This window comes from Candidatus Rhodoluna planktonica (assembly GCF_001854225.1).
GTDB lineage: Bacteria > Actinomycetota > Actinomycetes > Actinomycetales > Microbacteriaceae > Rhodoluna > Rhodoluna planktonica.
This window is the reverse complement of record NZ_CP015208.1, coordinates 1,081,866-1,096,279: the sequence shown is the minus strand read 5'-3', so window position 1 is coordinate 1,096,279 and position 14,414 is coordinate 1,081,866. Positions and strand designations below refer to the sequence as shown.

At 52.6% G+C, this 14,414-nt stretch carries 15 protein-coding genes; 13 read left to right on the top strand and 2 right to left on the bottom strand.

Going from position 1 to position 14,414, the window contains the following annotated elements:
• Positions 1 to 5: 5 nt before the first annotated feature.
• From A4Z71_RS05455 to A4Z71_RS05440, 4 genes are read left to right on the top strand one after another with little or no spacing between them, the layout of a single operon-like run.
• A complete protein-coding gene (locus tag A4Z71_RS05455; protein WP_236858520.1) occupies positions 6 to 1,229 on the top strand; it encodes a class I SAM-dependent RNA methyltransferase in 1,224 nt (407 codons plus the stop codon).
• Positions 1,222 to 1,899: a response regulator transcription factor gene (locus A4Z71_RS05450; RefSeq protein WP_236858519.1), complete on the top strand. Its 678-nt coding sequence runs from the start codon at positions 1,222 to 1,224 to the stop codon at positions 1,897 to 1,899. The genes A4Z71_RS05455 and A4Z71_RS05450 overlap by 8 nt, the downstream gene beginning before the upstream one ends.
• Positions 1,900 to 1,901: 2 nt before the next feature.
• Positions 1,902 to 3,098 (top strand): sensor histidine kinase, encoded by a 1,197-nt coding sequence (locus tag A4Z71_RS05445; protein ID WP_070954901.1) that lies wholly within the window; start codon positions 1,902 to 1,904, stop codon positions 3,096 to 3,098.
• Positions 3,088 to 4,080, top strand: coding sequence for a hypothetical protein (locus A4Z71_RS05440; protein ID WP_070954900.1), 993 nt, complete (start codon positions 3,088 to 3,090; stop codon positions 4,078 to 4,080). Before A4Z71_RS05445 ends, A4Z71_RS05440 begins: the two co-directional genes overlap by 11 nt.
• Before the next feature lie 202 nt (positions 4,081 to 4,282).
• On the opposite strand, the gene A4Z71_RS05435 is transcribed toward A4Z71_RS05440, so the two are convergent.
• Entirely contained in the window at positions 4,283 to 4,525 is a 243-nt protein-coding gene (locus A4Z71_RS05435) for an acyl-CoA carboxylase subunit epsilon (RefSeq protein ID WP_070954899.1), read from the bottom strand.
• Complete coding sequence (locus tag A4Z71_RS05430) at positions 4,525 to 6,144, bottom strand: acyl-CoA carboxylase subunit beta (protein ID WP_070954898.1); 1,620 nt, start codon at positions 6,142 to 6,144, stop codon at positions 4,525 to 4,527. Before A4Z71_RS05430 ends, A4Z71_RS05435 begins: the two co-directional genes overlap by 1 nt.
• 124 nt (positions 6,145 to 6,268) lie before the next feature.
• Between A4Z71_RS05430 and A4Z71_RS05425 the strand changes: the two genes are divergently transcribed.
• The 9 genes from A4Z71_RS05425 to A4Z71_RS05385 all read left to right on the top strand — a co-directional run bounded on the left by A4Z71_RS05425 (position 6,269) and on the right by A4Z71_RS05385 (position 14,412).
• Entirely contained in the window at positions 6,269 to 7,039 is a 771-nt protein-coding gene (locus tag A4Z71_RS05425) for a biotin--[acetyl-CoA-carboxylase] ligase (RefSeq protein WP_070954897.1), read from the top strand.
• A 4-nt stretch (positions 7,040 to 7,043) separates the two neighbouring features.
• Positions 7,044 to 7,469 (top strand): PH domain-containing protein, encoded by a 426-nt coding sequence (locus tag A4Z71_RS05420; protein ID WP_070954896.1) that lies wholly within the window; start codon positions 7,044 to 7,046, stop codon positions 7,467 to 7,469.
• 21 nt (positions 7,470 to 7,490) lie between these two features.
• A complete protein-coding gene (locus A4Z71_RS05415; RefSeq protein WP_070954895.1) occupies positions 7,491 to 8,627 on the top strand; it encodes a 5-(carboxyamino)imidazole ribonucleotide synthase in 1,137 nt (378 codons plus the stop codon).
• 48 nt (positions 8,628 to 8,675) lie between these two features.
• Positions 8,676 to 9,170, top strand: a complete 495-nt coding sequence (gene purE / locus A4Z71_RS05410) for a 5-(carboxyamino)imidazole ribonucleotide mutase (protein ID WP_070954894.1) — start codon at positions 8,676 to 8,678, stop codon at positions 9,168 to 9,170.
• Between the two features lie 83 nt (positions 9,171 to 9,253).
• The gene (locus A4Z71_RS05405) at positions 9,254 to 10,552 is read left to right on the top strand and encodes an LCP family protein (RefSeq protein ID WP_070954893.1); all 1,299 of its coding nucleotides are present in this window, start codon (positions 9,254 to 9,256) and stop codon (positions 10,550 to 10,552) included.
• Between the two features lie 39 nt (positions 10,553 to 10,591).
• A complete protein-coding gene (locus tag A4Z71_RS05400) occupies positions 10,592 to 11,440 on the top strand; it encodes an ABC transporter permease (protein ID WP_070954892.1) in 849 nt (282 codons plus the stop codon).
• On the top strand, positions 11,424 to 12,218 hold the full coding sequence (locus A4Z71_RS05395; protein WP_070954891.1) for an ABC transporter ATP-binding protein: 795 nt from the start codon (positions 11,424 to 11,426) through the stop codon (positions 12,216 to 12,218). Before A4Z71_RS05400 ends, A4Z71_RS05395 begins: the two co-directional genes overlap by 17 nt.
• Positions 12,218 to 13,234 (top strand): glycosyltransferase family 2 protein, encoded by a 1,017-nt coding sequence (locus tag A4Z71_RS05390; protein ID WP_070954890.1) that lies wholly within the window; start codon positions 12,218 to 12,220, stop codon positions 13,232 to 13,234. Before A4Z71_RS05395 ends, A4Z71_RS05390 begins: the two co-directional genes overlap by 1 nt.
• On the top strand, positions 13,231 to 14,412 hold the full coding sequence (locus tag A4Z71_RS05385) for a CDP-glycerol glycerophosphotransferase family protein (protein WP_070954889.1): 1,182 nt from the start codon (positions 13,231 to 13,233) through the stop codon (positions 14,410 to 14,412). Before A4Z71_RS05390 ends, A4Z71_RS05385 begins: the two co-directional genes overlap by 4 nt.
• The last annotated feature ends 2 nt before the right edge of the window (positions 14,413 to 14,414 follow it).

The following is a 14,414-nucleotide window of genomic DNA, read 5'->3' as shown; positions in this document are numbered from 1 at the left end:
TTAGGGTGAACAAAATTACAAACTGGGTTGGCCAGAATCTCGTGCTCAATATTGAAAAAGTCGCCCACGGAGGTATCTTCGTTGCGCGCCACGATGGGCGGGTAGTTTTTGTTTCGCACGTTCTACCAGGAGAAAAAGTTAAGGCGCAGGTCTTTGAAGATCGCGGCGGCTCTTTTTGTCGAGCCGAACCGACCGAAATTATTGAACCGTCACCAGATAGAGTCGCTCAGGTCTGGAAGCAGGCCGGCCCGGGCGGAGCCGGTGGAGCCGAGTTTGGTCATATCAAGTTGGACCGACAGCGCGAGTTAAAGGCCGATGTAATTGAAGAAGCACTCGACCGCATGTCCGGCATCAAACTGCGACCTGTTGTTGAGCCTGTTCCCGGTGACGATGAGAATAACGGCCTTGGCTATCGTTCAAGAGTTCAGTTGCATGTAGATGAAGCGGGCAATGTTGGCCCATACCGTGAGCGTAGCCATGAAGTCATCCGGGTCAAAGATTTGCCACTGGCAACCGAAGACATCAGAGACCTAGAGTTTCATCACAAGAATTTTCAAAACGTCAAAAAGGTCGAAATCGCCGCGTCTAACACCGGTGGCACGCAATGGCGAATTGACGGCAAGGTCAAAGGTGATGAGCGACTGATCGAGCGCGCAGCCGGACGCACCTTCCGAATTTCAGGTGGTGGTTTTTGGCAGGTCCACCGGGGAGCCGCTGACCTTTTGGCAAACACTGTTACTTCGATGGCGGCGACCGTCGGTTTCGACAAGGCAGCGCAGAATCTCGATCTTTACGGGGGAGTAGGTCTGTTTAGCGGAGCTTTGGCGGCCAAGTTCGGCAAAGACCTTGAAATTACCTCGGTTGAATCCTTCCGTCAGGCAACCGATGACGCCACACTAAACCTGAATGACCTGAGCAAAGCCAAGGTAGTTTGTGCACCGGTCGAGCGATTTTTAGACAAACACCTAAGTGAAAAGTCAACGGCTCGCAATTCTTCGGCAACCATCGTTCTTGACCCGCCTCGCTCTGGTGCCGGTGCAAAGGTTGTTGGGCGACTAGTCGAGTTGGCTCCAAAGCACATCATTTATGTGGCCTGCGACCCAATTGCTCTAGCCCGCGACCTTAAGTCGTTTATCGCCGGCGGTTATCGCTTGGCCCAGTTGCGTGCTTTCGATCTTTTTCCGCACACCCATCACGTTGAATGCGTAGCAAGTTTGGTGCGTGACTAACAAAATGCACATTCTCGGCAACCCAATTAGAACTGCAATCGTCGATGACCACGATGCTATTCGTTTTGGTTTCCGCGGTGCCTGTGAGCAACGTGGTTTTGAAGTTTTGGCGGCCACCGAAACGGTTAGCCAACTAATTGAGCAGGTGCCGGCTGGGCAAATTGACGTTGCAGTTTTAGATCTTTCGTTAGCCGATGGCTCGCAGGTTGATGAAAATGTGCGCAAACTTTTGAAGCACGGTGCCCAAGTATTGGTTTTTAGTATTGCCGATAAAAAATTCCAAGTGCAGGCTGCTCTGAAAGCTGGCGCGGCCGCTTTGGTGCGCAAATCGCAAAGCATGGATGAATTGCTCAATGCCATAACATTGGTTGCTGACGGGCTGGTGGTCAACAACACCGAAACCACAGCCGTCATCGACGCCGACTCTGATTTCAAGCGCGACGCGAATCTGACCGTTCGAGAGCGTGAAGTTTTGTCGCTCTATGCTTCAGGTTTTGCTCTCAAGCAGGTTGCTCACGCCCTCAAGATTTCGCCGAGTACCGCCAAGGAGCACATCGATCGAGTGCGCCACAAATATTCTGGAATCGGCCGTCCTGCTTCCACCAAAACTGAGCTGCTGATGCGTGCCATCGAAGATGGCATTCTTGATGACAGTGCGCGTGAGCTCTAGCCATGTCTAACCGCAACCGCGAGTCGAACGCCCGAACTTTTTCGGTCAATCGAGTCGTTATTTTGATGGCCCGAATTTATGCAATTGCGATGCTGATTGCCGCCGTTGAAGTTGCCATCAACATCTTCGGCCAGTTGCCATTGCTCGACCCAATTTTTGGGTACGGTGCAATTGCTATCTCTGTCATTGCGCACGTGGCCTTGACTTGGACAGCTTTTTCAACCGACCGACCCGAGATTGGCCAGCGGGTGCACGCGCTGACATCTCTGGGTCTTCTAGTTACTTGGCCACTTCAGGTAAGTGACAGCGCATCGCTGCCCGAATTTTTTCAGCCCTGGATCTGGTGGGTGATTGGTGGTGCGGCTATCGCCGGCGCACTATCGCTGCGTTGGTTTATTTCGGTCCCGCTGCTGTTTGCCTATCCAATTGTTTGGTTTTTTCTCCACCAAACGCCAGAGGGCGGAAACGCCACTGCGCTGAGATCAATTCAAGATTCGTTCTACATTTTTTTGATCAGCACGGCCTTCGCGCTAATCCTTTGGCTGCTGCGCTACACCGCACAGCAAGCCGACGAGGCAAATCAAAATTTGGCGACAGCTTTGGCAAAGCAGGCAGCCACCGATGCGGCTGAAAAAGAGCGTTCTCGAGTTGGGGCCCTAATCCACGATCGAGTTCTAACCGCTCTAATCGTGGCCTCTAAAGCCAACACCAAAGAAGAGATTACGCAGGCCAAGAAACTGGCTGGTGCTGCGCTTACATCACTGGGTCAAACAAAATTGGGCGGACAGTCGGCAAAAGAAATATCGCTGGTTAGTTTTTTTGCCTCGGTCGAAGAATTGGTGCGTCAGGCAGCACCCGAATTCAAAATCAGTGTCGCCGAAACCAACGACTTCCTAATTCCGGTCGAGGTGGCCGATGCTTTCACTGAAGCCACACTGCAGGCGGCAACTAATACGCAGCAGCATGCCAAGTCGGCAACCGAGCGAGATTTGTTTCTGCGCGGCAATCGAACCGGGTTCAAGGTTGTAGTGCGTGACGACGGACCGGGTTTTAGAGCAGGCCGAGTCCCGAAGACTCGCCTTGGCTTGCGAATGTCAATTATTGGTCGAGTCGAAGATGTCGGTGGCAAGGTCTTTATCGATTCGTTGCCGGGCAAGGGAACCACACTGGTTTTGACTTGGAGCTCAGATGCAGACTAGGTTTCCTCGCTGGCTGCTCACTCTGGGGGCCATGCTGTTTGCGCTTTACCCGGTCGCTCTCGCTATTTTTAGTTTTTATGAGCATCCGGAAACCGGTGATTATCTTTGGGTATCCCTGGCTCTATACCTAACCACGATGGTGCCCACTATTGCCGGGTACCGAAGCTGGCAAATACCGGTCAGCCAGGCACTGTTCAATCTCATCCCGGCATTGCTGATTCCGATGCTGCTGTTGCCGAACCTTCCGAAGGATTCAATTGGAACCTATGGAACCTGGTTTGTTGGTGCCATGGCTACGATGCTCGGCGCTACCGCGATGCGTGGCCATCCGTGGATTGCCGCGATCGGAAACGCTTCGGTGGTTATCCAAGTTGTGGCCTGGGGTGGGCTGGCCTCGATTGCCAGCACCGGAATTTTTGGAGCTGTGATTTTTTTGGCTGCAGGCTGGCTGATGTATGTCGGGCTTTCTCGCCTAAATGCCGAAACCGAAGAATACAATCAGCGCGCAGTCAACTTGGCGATTGAGTCGGCAAAGACTACGGCCACTAGAGCTGAGCGAGAGCGCAGAATCAACCATGCCCTTGAAACTGCAAGCCCGGTACTCAGCCGAATCGTGAGTAGCCGCGGCCTTCTCGATGATGGTTTGAAACAGCAGGCGGTTCGCTTAGAGGCTGCCCTTCGTGATGAAATTCGCGGCGAGGCACTAATCACCGATGAGATCAGACGCTCCGTAAATGACGCTCGTACGCGTGGGGTAGAGGTGACCCTTTTAGATGAGGGCGGCCTAGAAGATTTGACAGATAGCGAACGGGTGGCCCTGCTTTCCCAAGTAGCCGCAAAGATTGACACCGTTTCACAGGGGCGAATCACTTTGCGCGCGCCGGCTGGCGAAGCGTGGCGCCTGACCCTAATGGCCACAAGATCTGGTGAACCAGAGCCCGACATTTGGCTCAAACTTGGCACCCGAGAGCCTGCCCAATAGCGGCCGAATCTGAATTGAAACAGCCGTTAAATGAGGAAAACCGCTCTTGCGAGCGGTTTTCCTAAAGTTGGTTTCCCAACTTTCCCCCTAGCTGAAGCAATCCCCCTAGATTGTCGCTTCAACTTCCCTCTTAGTATCTCGTGAAGTGGGGTTGTTAGATAGCGGTTTTGTGTCCCCTCTTCGGGGGACACAAGATAAAGATTTAGTTAAGACCCCGCCTGGATGCTGCCCGCCACTGGCCAGGACCGAGGGCAAGTTCGGCACGAAACATGCCGCTATTTCGAGACCAAGTTGATTTCAGCGGGCGTTCATAACCCAGGGCATTTGCTTCGTCTTCGGCCTTTACCGCCTCGAGTACGGCAATAGCTGCAGCCAGTTCTTCCGGAGTTGGATTCCCGGCAACAACTTGAAGGCTATCGCGAAGCGAAGATTCTGACTTGTCCATTACAGCGGAATGTTCCCGTGTTTCTTGGGTGGCAAGTTTGAGCGTTTCGTGCGCAAGGCACGAAGGGCTTTGATTACCTGGATGCGAGTGGCAGCCGGTTCGATAATGCCGTCGAGCTCGCCACGCTCGGCTGCCAAGAAAGGAGAGGCAACGTTGTAGGTGTACTCGGCGGCTAGTTTGGCTCGAACCTGGTTTACATCCATGCCGGTTTCTTCGGCTTTCTTAATTTGGTCGCGGAACAGAATGTTGACTGCACCTTGACCGCCCATGACTGCAATTTCTGCGGTGGGCCATGCCAAGTTGATGTCTGCGCCAAGCTGCTTCGAACCCATGACGATGTAGGCGCCACCGTAAGCCTTACGGGTGATTACTGTGACCAGCGGCACAGTGGCTTCGGCGTAAGCGTAAAGAAGTTTGGCACCGCGTCGAATCACGCCGGCCCACTCTTGATCAGTGCCCGGCAGGTAGCCTGGAACATCGACCAAGGTCAAAATTGGAATCGAGAAGGCATCGCAGAATCGAACAAAACGAGCGGCTTTTTCGCCGGCGTCAATGTTCAGTGTGCCAGCCATTTGCTGTGGCTGATTCGCGATAATTCCTACGCTGCGGCCATCAATTCGGGCAAACCCGATCAAAATGTTGGGGGCATACAACGGCTGCACTTCAAGGAACTCACCCGAGTCAACTAGCGATTCGATAATCGCGTGCATGTCGTAAGGCTGGTTCGGTGAATCTGGGATGATGCTGTTCAATTTTTGATCGGCATCGGTGATTTCAAGTTCACCCTCGGGCGCATAGACCACGGTCTCAGACAGGTTGTTCTCTGGAAGATAGCTCAACAGCGCGCGCGCATAATCGATTGCATCAGCCTCATCATCTGCTAGGTAGTGGGCAACACCCGAACGCTCATTGTGCGCCCGAGCCCCGCCCAGCTCTTCCATGCCAACGTCTTCGCCGGTGACGGTCTTGATTACATCTGGGCCGGTGACAAACATGTTTGAGGTTTTATCCACCATGATCACAAAATCGGTTAGCGCGGGCGAATAAACGGCCCCGCCTGCAGCCGGGCCCATGATGATTGAAATTTGGGGGATAACGCCCGAAGCCATTGTGTTGCGCTTAAAAATTTCGCCGTATTTACCAAGGGCAATAACGCCCTCTTGGATGCGGGCGCCGCCGGAATCGAGGATTCCAATAATTGGTACTCCGGTCGCCAAAGCCAAATCCATAATCTTGATGATCTTGTTTCCAGCGGTTTCACCGAGTGAGCCACCAAAAACTGTGAAGTCCTGAGAGAAAACGGCTACCTGACGCCCCTGTACCGTTCCGACTCCGGTAACCACCGCATCTCCGTAGGGGCGATGTTTATCCATCCCGAACGCTGTCGAGCGGTGTCGCACAAACTCATCAATTTCGACAAAAGAGCCGGCATCTAGCAACATTTCGATTCGCTCGCGAGCGGTGTTTTTTCCTTTTGCGTGCTGTTTCGCTTTCGCCTTCTCGCTGGCCGAGGTAACAGCCTCTTCAAAGCGTTCGTGGAAATCAGCCAGTTTGCCCGCGGTGGTGGCGATATCTGGGTTGAGGCGAATTGCCTGAGTGAAGGTGTTCTCAAAGGTCATGGACTTCACTCTACCGACGCTAAGCAGTCGATTGTTTGAAGGTTTACTACTGCGAATTACAAAAAATGATGGATGAAACCTACTAATCCGAAAATTTTCCTACCCCGCCTATAGGTTTGAAGCTATGGAATTTCCAAAGAGCTCGACAGTGGCGGGCAGCTTTCAGTGGGTAGCCGAAACCGGTTCAACCAATACTGATCTGATTGCCAACGCTCAAGAGCTCGGTGATTTCAGCGTCCTAACCGCCGATTACCAAAGCGCCGGTCGAGGTCGATCGGGCCGAAGTTGGCAAGCGCCCGCCGGATCATCCCTCTTCGTTTCAGTTTTACTAAAACCGGCCAATACTTCACCCCAGCGTTTTTCATGGCTGCCACTGCTTGCCGGGCTGGCAATGAGTCGCACGGTTAATTCTTTTCTTACCGAGCAGCAGGCCACGGTGAAATGGCCCAATGATGTTCTGGTTGGCGAAAAAAAGATTTCCGGAATCCTCAGCGAATTAATTCCTGATTTGTCTGGAGTTGTGATTGGGGCGGGCCTAAATCTGCAACAAACTGAGGCCGAGTTGCCGGTACCAACGGCTACTTCGCTGAGACTTCAGGGCGTATCCGCTAGCCGAGATGATGTGCTGGCCGCATACTTGGGCGAACTACAGCGACTTTATAACGCTTTTGACGTCGCCGCCGGCGATGCCAATCAGTCAAGACTGCGCTTTGAGCTGCTGCAAAATTGCAGTTCGGTCGGTAGGAGAGTCAAGGTTGTTTTGCCCGGCGATAAAGAAGTTTTTGGTGACTCGCTGGGAATCGACGACACCGGACGGTTGATTTTGCTGCCGGATGAGTCAAGTCAAATCATGCCGGTCGCCGCGGGCGATGTTGTCCACTTGAGGCACAATTAGACAGATGAGTTTTGTTGCCGAAGAGGTGCTGCTGCGCCAATACCCGAAAGTAAGCCGCCTGCTGCTGCCTTTCATCGTGTTGTTTGCGGCCTCGGCTGCCATCGGTATTTCAATTGATCGCCTTACTGAAACTTGGCAAATCAATTTGCTCTGGGGCATTGCCGGCGGCCTGGTCTTGATATTCTGGCTGCTTCCGGTAGTTACCTGGTTGACCAGCTGGATTGAACTAACCAATCAACGGGTCGTTATTCGTCGCGGTTGGTTTGGCACCAAAACTAAACAGGCATCGTTTTTAGAGGTAGCCACGGTTACCACCAGTAAAGGCAGTTTGCTGATCGGTCTAAAAAATGGTGAAACCATTACCGCAGAGGGTTTTGGCAAACTGAAAGCACTCGTGGCAGACATTGACTACCTGGCAAAAAATATTTAGTACTTCAGCGAAAGGCAAATCATGACAAACCTTCGAGTTGGGGTAATCGGCGCAGGCCAGTTGGCCCGAATGATGACGGTTCCTGCAATTAATCTGGGGTTGCAGTTGAAAGTCTTTGCCGAAAATGAAAATTCTTCAGCTGCCTTAGCCGCCACAGTTGTTGGTGATTACAGCCAGCTCGAGCAACTTCAAAAATTTGCCGAAACCGTGGATGTCATAACCTTCGATCACGAGCATGTTCCAATTGCAGTTCTAGAAGCTCTTGAGCAGCAGGGCAAATCAGTTCAACCACCTAGCCGGGCTCTAAAGTTTGCTCAAAACAAATTGCACATGCGGCAGCGTCTGCAGCAACTAGGCCTGCCGATGCCGGTTTGGGCAGAGATTAAGACCGCATCCCAACTGGCCGATTTCATCAATCAAAATAACGGTGTCGCAATCCTCAAGACTCCTATCGGTGGCTACGACGGCAAAGGCGTGCGTGTGGTTCGCGAAGCTGCCGAAGCCAACGACTGGTTTGCCCAGCTAGACAAATTTGGCGGCAGCCTGCTGGCTGAAGAAAAAGTTGATTTTGTTCGTGAGCTCGCCCAGCTCAGCGCCAGAACTCCCTCCGGAGAATTCGCTGCTTGGCCACTGGTCGAAACCATCCAGGCTAATGGTGTCTGCTCGGTGGTGAAGTCACCTGCACCAAATGCGGATGCGGCCCTAATCGAGGCCACGACAAAAATCGCCCAAACTGTTTCTGAGGGTTTGGGAGTGACTGGCGTTTTGGCGGTCGAGCTTTTTCAAACTCGAGATGGTGGCGTGGTCATCAACGAGTTAGCCATGCGCCCGCATAATTCTGGACATTTCAGCATTGAAGGCTCGGTTACCAGTCAGTTCGAACAGCACCTGAGAGCTGTTCTAGATTTACCGCTGGGTGAAACCAAGGCCACTGCGGCACATGCCGTGATGGTGAATTTGCTCGGCACCGACGATCAAAATGATTTTGTCTCGGCGTATCCGAGGGCGCTTGCCCAATTTCCGCAGGCTAAGGTGCACACCTACGGCAAGAGTCCGCGTGCCGGTCGAAAGATGGGCCACGTAACAGTCACTCACCAAAGCGAAGTTGAAGCCCTGAAAATCGCCGAGGGTGCCGCCACTGTTTTGCTACAGGGATAACTCACCGCTTTCGATAAAATTTTCGGGTCGCCGAATTTAGGAGCATCCATGTCGAACCCAGTTGTTGCAGTAGTCATGGGCTCTGATTCTGACTGGGTAGTCATGAGTGAGGCAGCTAACTTTCTCAAAGAATTCGGCATTGAATTTGAGGTCGAGGTGCTTTCAGCACACCGAACCCCAGAGCGAATGATTGAGTGGGGCAAGGCTGCTGCCGGGCGCGGCATCAAGGTAATCATTGCCGGCGCTGGCGGTGCGGCTCACCTTCCAGGCATGCTCGCCTCGGTAACTACTTTGCCGGTGGTTGGTGTTCCGGTGCCGTTATCAAAGCTCGACGGTATGGATTCGCTGCTTTCCATTGTGCAGATGCCTGCCGGTATCCCAGTTGCCACTGTTTCAATCGGTGGCGCAAAAAATGCAGCCATTTTGGCAGCGCGAATCTTGGGTGCTTTTGATGCAAAACTCGCTGCCGCACTTGAAGGTTATTCACAAGACTTGAAAGATCAAGTTGCCAGCAAGAACGAGAAACTGAAATCACAAATTTAAACCGCGGTTCTATTAGGCCCGGTCAAGCAGCTGTTCGCGCTACCGGGCCATTTCGTGCTACCGATCGCGCAAGTGCCGAACAAATGCATCGCCGCGCATGGTGGTTGGTCGTACTCAATTTGGTCATTCCTGGCTCAGTTCAATTGGTTGCTGGCAACAAACGGCTGGCGCGCATCGGCTTGACCGCCACATTGAGCCTTTGGGCAATTGTCTTGATACTGGTCGTTTTGGGGCTAATCAATCGCAGTTGGGTGCTGTGGTTGGCGACTGTGCCGGCACTGCTTTGGATTCTTTCCCTGGTCCTTTTTGTCTACGCGGCAATATTTGCCGTCGTCACACTCGATTCGCTGCGCTTGGCAAAACTTGGCCGGCTTTATCCAAAACAGCGCCTAATTACCTTGGCTGCATTTGTCCTGGCCGGAGTCTTGGGTATCTCTGGAATTAGTTACGCCGCAAATTTGGCTGGAGTTCAGGCAAATTTTGTTGGCACCATTTTCAACCAGGGTGGTTTTACATCACCGGTCAACGGTCGTTACAACATAATGTTGGTTGGTGCCGACTCAGGCAAAGACCGTTTTGGTATTCGTCCAGATTCTCTCTCGGTGGTTAGCATCGACGCGGTAACCGGACACGCGGTGAACATCGGCATCCCTCGCAACTTACAGCGGGTTAGTTTTTCGGATGGCTCGCCGATGTTAGCGGTCTATCCCGATGGCTGGTCCTGCGGCATCGACTGTTTGATCAATGCAATTTACAAGGATGTCGAAGACAACCACGCCGAGCTTTATCCAGATGCAATTGCCAAAGGCTCAACCCCTGGACTTGAAGCCACTCGCGATGCGGTTGAGTGGGTTACCGGTCTTGAGATTCAGTCTTATGCAATGGTCGACATGGCTGCCTTCACTTCACTGGTGGATGCGCTTGGCGGCGTAACAATCGATGTCAAAGAACGACTGCCGATTGGTGGTCAGAATGAAGACCTGTCTGATGTCAAGGGCTGGATTGAAGTTGGCAAGCAGCACATGGATGGCTACACAGCGCTCTGGTACGCCCGGTCTCGGCACACCACCAGCGATTACGACCGCATGCGTCGTCAACGCGAGGTTGAAGAGGCTATTTTGAATCAGGTGGAGCCGGTAAATGTGCTCACCCGTTTCCAGCAGATCGCATCAGCCGGAGAGAAACTGGTGAAAACCGACATTCCTTCGCCAATGCTTTCGCGATACGTTGAGCTTGCTACCCAAGCCCGAACTTTGGGAATCACCAAGATTGAGTTGGTGCCCCCAACCATTGACGTTGTCAACCCAGATTTCCCCGGCATTCGAAAAATGATTCAGGATGCTTTTATCCTCGAATCAAGCCCTAGCCCCTCAGCCGGCTAGTGGCTGACTAGACTTCAAGAACAGCAAGTTAGGAGAGCAATGAGCCTCGCAGATTACGCGCGGCAGCACGGTCTAAAACGTGTTGGTGCACGGCCGGCTTTGTTCGACTATTTGTCTCAAGCTTGGCAACGCCGAGACTTTGCCTTCACTCTTTCGCTTTACGCCAATCAGGCAGCAAATGCTAGAAACCGTCTCGGTCGTTGGTGGGTGGTGTTGCTACCAACCATCCAGGCGATGGTCTACGGTTTGATTTTTGGCGTTATCTTGGGCAGCAGTCGTCCCGACAACTTCATCCCATTTTTGTTTACCGGGGTTTTCCTGTTCTCTTTCTTTGCCGGTTCATTTCAGTCGGGAGCGAGCGCGGTAACGGGCAACGTGGGTTTGGTTCGGTCACTTTCTTTTCCTCGAATGTTGCTGCCGTTTTCAGCTGTGCTGCGCCAGTTTTTCAACCTTTTGCCTCAAATCGGTTTGCTGCTAGTAACCCTTTTGGTTTTTCAGCAAGATGTCACATTAGCCTGGCTCGCCCTGATTCCGATCCTGATTTTGATGACGCTCTTTGCTACCGGATTGGCTCTTATTGCAGCTCGGTTGACGGTTCAAATCCGTGATTTGAGCAAGGTGATTCCGTTTGTTACTCGCGTGATTTTTTACACCTCAGGAATTTTCTACAGTCTCGAAAAAGTGCTGGGAAATTATCCCGTAGTGCTGCAGATAATGCAGTTCAATCCGTTCTACGACTTCATTGAATTGGCGCGCGGCGCCCTGGTTGAGGGCTATCAGATGTCGGCATTTTTGTGGTTGGCCTGCACAGCCTGGGCCTTTGGTCTTTTGATTCTGGGCGTAATTTTCTTCTGGAAAGCTGAGGAACGCTATGGCCGCGAAGACTAAGCAAACGCGCCCAAAGCCGGCACCGAAGCAAAAACCAGTCGTGGTGGTTGATGATGTGCACATCACCTACAAAGTTTTTGCCTCGGGCCGTCGAGCGACCCGCGGTTCAGCCGGCGGTGGTCTCTTCTCGAAGAAGATGAACCTGCGTGAGGTGCACGCCGTAAAAGGTGTGAGCTTCACGATTTTTGAGGGCGAATCGGTTGGCATTATCGGCACCAACGGTTCTGGCAAATCATCACTAATGCGGGCAATCGCCGGTTTGACTCCGGTCACCCAGGGTGCGGTCTACTCATCGGCTCGTCCAACCCTGTTGGGTGTTGGCGCGGTCTTGATGCCAAATCTGAGTGGCGAAAAAAACATCATGCTCGGTGGTTTGGCCATGGGCTTCAACCGCAAAGACATTGCTGCTAGTGCTGAAGAAATTACAAAATTTGCTGGCCTGGAAGAGTTCATTGATCTGCCGATGCGCACCTATTCTTCTGGAATGTCAGCGCGTCTTCGTTTTGCTATTGCAGCATCCCGCGATCATGACATTTTGATCATTGACGAGGCACTTGCCGTCGGAGATCAAGAATTTAGAAATCGTTCCGAAGCACGCATGCGTGAAATGCGTGACAACGCCGGAACAGTTTTCTTGGTAAGCCACAGCATGAAATCAATCCTTGATACTTGCACCCGAGTCATCTGGATTGAAAAGGGTGAGCTGAAAATGGATGGCAAACCCAAAGCGGTGGTAGACGCTTACAACGAATTTGTTGGTTCGGACACGATCGACTGATGGCTGCCAAAAAGCATCCCGCTGTCTCGGTGATCATGCCGGTGTTGAATGAAGAAGCTCATTTAGCCGATGCGGTGGACAGCATCCTGCGTCAGGAATACTCAGGCAACCTCGAGTTGATCTTGGCGCTTGGGCCATCGAAAGACAACACCGACAGAATTGCTCAACAGCTTGCTGCGCAAGATTCGCGAATTGTTTTAATGCCGAACCCTAAGGGCTTGACCACGGTAGGCCTCAACGCTGCGATTGCTAAAGCGAAGCATGACTTTGTTGTTCGCATCGATGCCCACAGCGAGCCGGCCCCGGGTTACCTCGAAAATGGCATCCGCATTTTGCAGCAGCAGAACGCAGATTTAGTTGGCGGCATTATGGCGGCCAAGGGTAAAACGGCTTTTCAACAGGCGGTTGCCTGGGCCTACACCAGTCGATTCGGTATTGGCGGTGCCAGCTATCACGTCGGCGGTCAGGCCGGTGAAGCAGAGAGCGCTTACCTAGGTATTTTTCGAAAAAGCGCACTTGAGCGCGTTGGCGGTTATGACGAAACCATCATTCGCGGTGAGGACTGGGATCTGGCCCAGCGGATCAAAGCAACTTCCGGATTGGTATGGTTCTCGCCAGAACTTTCGGTCACCTATTGGCCGCGCGCCAAAGCTCAAACGCTGGCTAAGCAGTTTTTTTCAACCGGAGTGTGGCGCGGGGATTTGACCCGGCGAAACACCGCGACTGCGTCCAAACGCTATTTTTTGCCGCCTCTACTGGTGGCAGTCATAGCGGCTGGTCTAGTCCAGTTGCTGCTCGGCAATAATCTTGGCATTCTGCCGCTGGCCGGCTATTTGTCAGCCGTTGCGGCGCTGGCGACCACCGCATCCGGGTTGTCGGTTGCCGGTCGGTTGGCCTTGCTTCGAGTGTTGCCGATTATGCACCTAGCCTGGGGTTTTGGTTTTTGGTTGGGTTTCGTTAGAGGCGCTGCAAAAACTGTCGATCGGTCTCGAATGTCGAAAGATCAACTCAAATGAACCGACTTGTTCGACTTGCCAAAACCTATTCACCAACTCGAATTGCCGGTGCATTGCGCCGTCGGGCCGCGGGCTATTTGCGCAAGTGGCAGTACCGACCACAGCAGACCAAGCAGTTGCGCGAAGCAGTCTTCTTCGAATCGTTTCAAGGAAAAGTAATCGGCGATAATCCGCTCGATATCTACAACGAGTTGCGCCGTCGACGCCCAGACCTCGAATACATCTGGACAATTGGCCCAGAAACTCAGGCGCCCGAGGGTGCCCGAGGTGTGCGCTTTGCCTCTAAAGAGTGGTTGGTGGCGCTAGCCACTAGCAAGTACTTGGTCAATAACACCAACTGGCCCTGGTACTTCCGAAAGGTACCTGGCCAGGTTTACCTGCAAACCTGGCACGGCACTCCGCTAAAGCGCCTCGGCCGGGAAATTCCGAACAACAACCTCACCAAAAGTTACCTAGACACCATGGATCGGGAGGCCAGCTATTGGGACTACCTGATTTCGCCGAATCCGTTTTGCACTGAAATTTTCCCGGGTGCATTTGGCTATCGTGGGCGAATAATCGAAACTGGTTATCCACGTAATGATCGACTAAGTTCGGCCTCTGCTCTTGATCGAGCCCTAATCAGGCAGCGCTTGGGTATCAACAACCCAAACACCCGAGTAGTGCTTTACGCCCCTACCTGGCGTGACTACAAGCGAAGTGCTACCGGTAATTGGGAATCGGTTACCTTCATGGATGAAGACATCGAACTGCCGCCAGGGTTTCAAATGCTTTACCGTGGACACACCAATACCCATGCTGCTCACAAAACTAAAGTGGCAGGAGGGGCAATAGATGTCACTAAATATCCGGATGTTACCGAACTGTATTTGGCCGCCGACATTTTGATCACTGATTTTTCCTCGGTGATGTTTGACTTCACGGTCACCGGAAAGCCGGTTCTTTTCCTAGCTCCCGACCTCGAGCGCTATCGTGCCGAACGCGGTTTCTACTTCGACTTCGAAGCAACTGCTCCCGGTCCAATTTTGAAAACCGATTCCGAGGTTGTCGCTGCTCTTGCTCGAATCGACGAAATCTCGGCCGAGTATTCGGTCAAATACCGAGCTTGGCAGCAAAAATTTAACTCTCTCGAAGACGGCAAGGCAGCTGCTCGAGTTGCCGACATCGTATTCTCTTAGAC